We start from the raw sequence: 6,036 nt of genomic DNA, 5'->3' as shown, positions 1-6,036 counted from the left end.
GCCCCCGCTCGTCCACCGCCAGCACCGACAGCCCCATGCCCCGCAGCGACGTCACCAGCGCATCCGCCGCCGCCGGCTCCAGCCGCGCCAGCAACGCGGGCGGCTCCGGCGCCAGGCGCATCCGAGCCTCCGCGGGCGCCATGCCCGTCGCGGACGCCAGGGCCATCGCCGCCGCCTGCATGTCCGACGGCGCCTCCACGAGTGCGACCACCTTCATGTGCCCACCTCGGCCTTCGCGAATCGCCCCAGTGGAGCACGTTCGACTCAGGACCGCGAGCGCGCCACGTGCGGCTCCTGCTCCACGACGTCTTGAGTCGACTCGGGAAAGTCCGCGGGCTCGAACACCTGACGCAGCTCGATTTGCGCGTCCGCGCTCCCTGGCGAGTGAGGCCAACGCCGCGCCCACTCCATCGCCTCCTCCTGCGTCTTCACTTGAATCATCCAGAATCCGGCAATCAGCTCGTTCGTCGCCGTGAAGGGCCCGCTCGTCACCGTCCGCTTGCCTTGTGAGAAAGCGATGCGAGCGCCCCGAGAACTGGGATGCAGACCCGCCGCGTCCAGGAGGACCCCTGCCCGGACCAGCGCATCGTTATAGCGGTCCATCTCGTTGATGAGCGCCTCGCTCGCTGGCGCTCCCGTCTCGGTGTCCTGGCTGGCCTTCAGCAGCAGCATGAATCGCATCGTCGCGTCTCCTCATCGGTGCCCGAACCCAGCCCCCGACACCGTTCCGCTCGAAATCGAGCCTGGGATTCCACCCATGCGACGAACGAGACATCACGGGTTCGACACTCCCGAGTTCCCCACCCGGACGCCGGGTATGCGACCTGGTCCGACCCTGGGGCCTCTGGCGGCCGTGGATTTATCCGGGCATTTCTCCGGGGAGGAAATCGCCTGCAACTCCGACAGGTTGCGCCGTCATGAAGGGCAAAAACAGGGGTCGTGTCGATCCTCCCGAAGCCCGTTCGTCGCCGCATTGAAGCCGGGATTCCAACCCACCAGGAGGCTCACCGGAGACCCCGGGGCCTCCCTTTTTCCCAACATCCAGCCAGGAGTGATTCACATGGCCAAGCTCATTGGTATCGCTGTCGTTGTGCTCATCGCCGGCGTGCTTGCCTTCATCACCAGCCGCCCTGACAGCTTCCTCATCACCCGCACGCGACAACTCGATGCGTCACCCGACGCCGTCTACGCGCTCATCAACAACTTCGCCCTGTGGCGCCAGTGGTCGCCCTACGAGAACGTCGACCCGAACATGGAGCGCGAGTACTCGGGCCCCGCCGCGGGAGTCGGCGCTCGCTACGCGTACAAGGGGAACCGGAACATCGGCGTGGGACGGATGGAAATCCTGGAGAGCAAGCCGGGTGAGCGCATCGACATCCGCCTGGAGTTCATCGAGCCCTTCGCCGCCGTCAATCAGGCGAACTTCGTGCTCGAGCCGTCCGGGAAGGGCACGCGCGTCACCTGGAACATGTCCGGTCCGAACACCTTCATGGGCAAGGGGATGATGGCCTTCGGCCTCATGGAGTCCTTCATCGGCAAGCAGCTCGAGAAGGGCCTGACGGACCTGGAGACCGCCGCGCGCGCCGCCGACTTCAAGGCCACGCAGTCCGCGCAGGCGGAGCCGCTCACGGCCTCGCCCGCCCACTGAAGACCTGGGACTCCTTCGACGGCCACCTATTGGAGCCCCAGGGCCCCTGGGGAAACTGACGATGATGCTGATGATGTTGCTCGGGCAGTTCGGCTCAGCCGCGCTCGATGATCGCCGCCACCGCCTGCCCGCCACTGGTGCAAAGCGTTACAAGCGCCAGCGATTTCCCCCGTCGCTCGAGCTCATCCAGGGCCGTCCCCACGAGAATGCTCCCCGTCGCGCCCAGCGGGTGGCCCAGGGCGATGGCGCCGCCGTTGACGTTGACCTGATTCAAATCAATCTCCAGCGCCCGCGCCGTCTGTAGCACCACCGCCGCGAACGCCTCGTTGATCTCCCAGAGGTCGATGTCGCGAGCCTTGAGCCCCGCGGCGTCCAGCGCCTTGCGCGCCGCGAGCGCCGGCCCCGTCAGCATGAGGACAGGGTCACTTCCCACGGCGGAGACGGCTCGCACGCGCGCCCTCGGCGTCAAGCCATGCGCGCGCACGTAGTCCTTCGACGCCACGAGGATGGCGCCCGCGCCGTCCGCGATACCACTGGCCGTGCCCGCCGTGTGCAGATGGCGCACGGCGCCCGCGCGGGGATAGGCCCGCAGCGCCAGCTCATCCAGCGTCTCGCCTTCAGGCCCTTCAGCCCGAGCGCCGAGCTGGGTGAAGGCCGGAGCGAGCGCGGCCAGCTTCTCCGCCGTCGTCTCCGCTCGGGGGTGGTCATCCACCGCGAGCAGCACCTCGCCCGTCTGGGGGTGCTTCACGGGGAACAGGCCGCGCTGGAAGCGCCCCTCCGCCTGGGCTTGCACGGCGAGCTGCTGCGAGCGCAGACCGAAGGCATCCAGTTCCTGCCGCGTGAAGCCCTCCAGCGTCGCGATGAGGTCGGCGGAGATGCCCTGCGGCACCTGGAAGAAGCGCCGACGCAGGTCGACGTTGCCACCATCCGTTCCGCCACCGTCCGCGTTGAGGCCATAGCGGCTCATCTGCTCGACGCCGCCCGCGACGACGAGCTGCTGGGCTCCGGACGCCACGCCCATGGCCGCCAGCGACAGGGACTGGAGGCCCGAGCCGCAGAAGCGATTGAGGCTGAAGCCCGGGATGCTGATGGGCCACCCCGCGGCGAGCACCGCGTTGCGCGCGATGTTCGCGCCCTGCGCCTCGATTTGCGACACGACGCCCACCACCACGTCATCGATATCCGAGACGTCCACGCCCGTGCGCAGCGGAAGCTGCTTCAGCGTCTGGGCCAGCAGCTCCTGCGGGTGCAGGCCGCTGAGCGCGCCCTTGCCGGGCCTGGCCCGGGCACGGGGAGTACGGACCGCATCCAAGATGTAGGCATCCATCGACGAGCCCTCCATTCGCGGGGTGGCTCCACGCCCGACCCCTGTGAAGCAACCATATTACGCACATAATATGGTCGCAATGCGAAGGCGGCGGGCAGGCGGGCGGTCCCCGTAAAGGGGCGGCGGACGACGCGATGACGTGTATAATGGTGTACAGCGAGGTGAGATTCCGATGCCCCATCCCCCGGAACAGAAGCAGTCCACGCACGAGCGAATCCTGGAAGCGGCGGGAGGGTTGTTCCGCCAGAAGGGCTTCCTGGGGACGAGCGTGGACACGGTGATGCGCGCCGCGGGCCTCACGGTGGGCGGCTTCTATGCGCACTTCGGTTCGAAGCAGGCGCTGCTCATCGAGGCGCTCCAGCGCATCATGAGCCGTCAGCGAGTGGACTGGCCGCAGGGGCTGGAGGACCTGCGAGGCGAGGAGTGGCTGAGCCACCTGGTGCGCCGCTATCTCTCGCGGGCCCACCGCGACGCGGAGGTTCCCGTCTGCCCGCTGCCCGCCGTGCTGTCCGACGTGGTGCGCGGGGAGTCCGACCTGAAGGAAGCGCTGGCGCACGAGCTGAACCTGACGGCGGAGGCGTTCACCAAACACCTGCCCTCGGATGAGCGCGCCAGTGCGAGGGAGCGGGCGCTGGCGACATACGCGCTGTGCGTCGGCGCGCTGACGTTGGCCAAGGCGACCGCGGGCACGGCGCTCTCAGACGAGTTGCTCAAGGCGTCTCGTCGTGTCGCCGTGCTGGCGGCGGATACGTCGCCGGCCCCGGGAGACAGCAAGTCGACGTCGTGAGGTGGGTTGGCGAGGCATGGTGACGGCCTCCTCGCCGTCACCATGCTCGGTGGATGCGTGTGTCACTCCACTGGAGCGGCGCGCAGCTCCACGGGATGGGTGCGGAGCCAGTCCTGACACCGGCGGATGCGTTCGGCCGCCGAGGGCAGCCCCATCTGGAGCAGGAGCTCTCGATAGGGCTCGAAGCTCTCCGGCGTCCAGGTGGTGAGGGCCTTGAGGTCGGCGAGCGCCACCATCTCCTCCGCCGAGCGCCCCACCGCCTCCTGCCGCGCGGTGAGCAGCGCGGCCAGGGACATGCGCGCGGGCTCGGCCTCGAAGGCGATGGCCGCGTCCGCGTACCAGGCACGCAGGGCCTCATCGACCGAGGCATCCTGGGCCCTCTCACGCATGCGCCCCAACATCCCCGTGAGGAACTCCTCGTCGAGCGCGCCCTTCACGCCGCGCAGGAGCGCCGTCACCGCCTCGCGACGCACCGGCGGCTCGGCATCCTGGGGCAGTCCCTTCAGGGCCTGCATCGGCTCCCAGAGGACACAGGTGAGCCACAACTCCTCCTCGGGAGCGAACACGGGCGGAGTGGACGGCTCGCGCATCTTCAGCTCGACCCGGGTGGCGCGCTCCTTCGCTTCGCGAGCGATGCGCTCGGCGAGCCCCGGGTCTTCCTTCACGTAGTCCACCAGCGCATCCACGTCGCCCTCACGGGCCTGCTGGAGCGCCTTGCGCGCCTCTTCCGACAGCGAGGCGTCATCCATCCCGTTGGCCAGTGCCTCGTACTTCGCCATCCACTCCTTGTGGTGGGTGCTCCACTCGCGGAACTGGACGTCGAACACGAGGTCGAGGACGGGGTTGTCCTCCATGCGCGTCTTGCCCACCCGCTTCGACGCGGCGGCGAGCAGGCTGGCCGCGCGAAGGGCCCGCCGGTCCTCCGAGGAACGTCCCGGCTCTCCGGCGCGGCCGTGCAGCGTGGCCGTCAGCTTCTCCAGGAAGGACCTGGTCGCGAGGGCCTTCACCGTGCTCACCAGCAGCTCCCGGCGCGCGCTGGCCGCGTCCAGGACTTCGTCCTCGGAGATGCGCGCGAGGGCCTCGCCCACGTGCTTGTCGAAGGACTCGGTGTCGAAGCGCAGGCCGGGCACGGGGCCCCACTCCGCGAGCAGGCGGGCCACCCGGTCCAGCGCGGCGGACAGGTCGCCGACGTCCGGGTTCTTGAGCAGCTCCATCGCGGCGCGGAAGTCCTCTTCGAGCGGACTGGAAACAGCGGAGGGAGGCGCGGCGCGCGAGCGGTCTTCGGCGGCGTGGCAGGCCTTGTACTTCTTGCCACTGCCACAGGGACACGGGTCATTGCGGCCGGGCTTCTTCGTGCTCAAGGAGGTGTGCCTCTCGGCTCGCGGGGGCGAGCGTTGGAATCCGGCGCGCACCGTAGCAGGAGGTGGCTGGGTCGGGGCGAACAGGCAACACCCCTCCCCTGTCCAGTGGACGCTCGCGCGCCCGGTGCGTCCGCTCAGTAACTCGAGGCCTCGTAGAACCGCTGGTCCGAGCACCCATTCGTACTGGAGATGGTGACCCGTCCCCACAGGTACGCCATCTGGGTCGGACCGATGCCGCCGTAGGTCTCCTTGTACGCACAGCACGAGCCGGAGAACGGGCCTTCCTGGTCGTATCGCTCGTAGGAGTAGCCCGGCCCCATGTCCAAGGCCTCCGCGTACACGTGCGTGTTCAGCGTCTTGATGAAGAGCGAATAGGGCGCGGGCTCCGTCCAGCGGCCCTTGGCGGTGACCTCACCCAGCAACATGTGGGGCGCGTTGTTGAAGACGACGTCGGGCTCGAAGACGCCCCCGCAGAAGTCGAGGCCGAAGCTCGCGACGCCGCCCGGTGGGCTGGAGACCTTGGGCTGCGATACGGGAGGCGGCAGCGAGCCGCCTGGAGCCGAAGCCTCGCGGAGCTGGGCCTCCAGGTCCTGGAGGCTCCGCGCGTTGACTTCGAGCCGAGCCGCCGAGGCGTGCGGTGCCTGCTTGAGCAGCGACTCCCGCTCGGCGCGCGTCTTCCGCAGCACATACTCGAGGCCCTCGACGCCAAAGCCGATGCGCTCACGGCCACCACCCACCCTCGGCCGCTCCCAGACGCCTCGCTCCACTTCCGTCCACGAGCCCTGCGCCGCGACCTCTCGGGCCTCGTCTCCAGGCGTTCCACCACAGGCGACCATCGAGACCACCACGGTCGAAGCCACCACGAGTGCGTTCCTCATTCACGAACCTCTTCGGTGCATGTCCCACGGAATTG

General features: G+C 68.9%; 6 protein-coding genes and 1 pseudogene. 2 read left to right on the top strand and 5 right to left on the bottom strand.

Translation table 11 applies throughout. The annotated features are described in order from the left end of the window. Both HUW62_RS26145 and HUW62_RS26140 read right to left on the bottom strand, forming a co-directional pair. A pseudogene (locus tag HUW62_RS26145) lies at positions 1 to 217 on the bottom strand (hypothetical protein); the annotation flags it as partial. Between the two features lie 47 nt (positions 218 to 264). After that, positions 265 to 681, bottom strand: a complete 417-nt coding sequence (locus tag HUW62_RS26140) for a YciI family protein (protein ID WP_163861072.1) — start codon at positions 679 to 681, stop codon at positions 265 to 267. Positions 682 to 1,060: 379 nt separating this feature from the next. Between HUW62_RS26140 and HUW62_RS26135 the strand changes: the two genes are divergently transcribed. Further along, positions 1,061 to 1,648 carry an SRPBCC family protein gene (locus HUW62_RS26135; protein ID WP_176435941.1) on the top strand — a complete coding sequence of 196 codons (588 nt, stop codon included), beginning with the start codon at positions 1,061 to 1,063 and terminating at the stop codon, positions 1,646 to 1,648. 94 nt (positions 1,649 to 1,742) lie between these two features. Here HUW62_RS26135 and HUW62_RS26130 read toward each other — a convergent pair whose 3' ends face one another. Beyond that, positions 1,743 to 2,975 carry an acetyl-CoA C-acyltransferase gene (locus HUW62_RS26130; protein WP_163861068.1) on the bottom strand — a complete coding sequence of 411 codons (1,233 nt, stop codon included), beginning with the start codon at positions 2,973 to 2,975 and terminating at the stop codon, positions 1,743 to 1,745. A 172-nt stretch (positions 2,976 to 3,147) separates the two neighbouring features. On the opposite strand from HUW62_RS26130, the gene HUW62_RS26125 reads away from it, so the two are divergent. Next, positions 3,148 to 3,762: a TetR/AcrR family transcriptional regulator gene (locus HUW62_RS26125; protein ID WP_163861066.1), complete on the top strand. Its 615-nt coding sequence runs from the start codon at positions 3,148 to 3,150 to the stop codon at positions 3,760 to 3,762. Between the two features lie 62 nt (positions 3,763 to 3,824). Here the strand turns inward: HUW62_RS26125 and HUW62_RS26120 are convergent, their stop codons facing one another. Together HUW62_RS26120 and HUW62_RS26115 are read right to left on the bottom strand one after the other, a co-directional pair. Continuing rightward, positions 3,825 to 5,123, bottom strand: coding sequence for a YecA family protein (locus HUW62_RS26120; RefSeq protein ID WP_176435940.1), 1,299 nt, complete (start codon positions 5,121 to 5,123; stop codon positions 3,825 to 3,827). A gap of 134 nt (positions 5,124 to 5,257) precedes the next feature. After that, entirely contained in the window at positions 5,258 to 6,001 is a 744-nt protein-coding gene (locus HUW62_RS26115) for a hypothetical protein (RefSeq protein ID WP_176435939.1), read from the bottom strand. Positions 6,002 to 6,036 lie beyond the last annotated feature (35 nt).

It is taken from the genome of Myxococcus sp. AM011, assembly GCF_013372595.1.
Classification (GTDB): domain Bacteria; phylum Myxococcota; class Myxococcia; order Myxococcales; family Myxococcaceae; genus Myxococcus; species Myxococcus eversor.
Note: the sequence above shows the minus strand (reverse complement) of the source record. Positions and strands in the feature narration are given on the sequence as shown.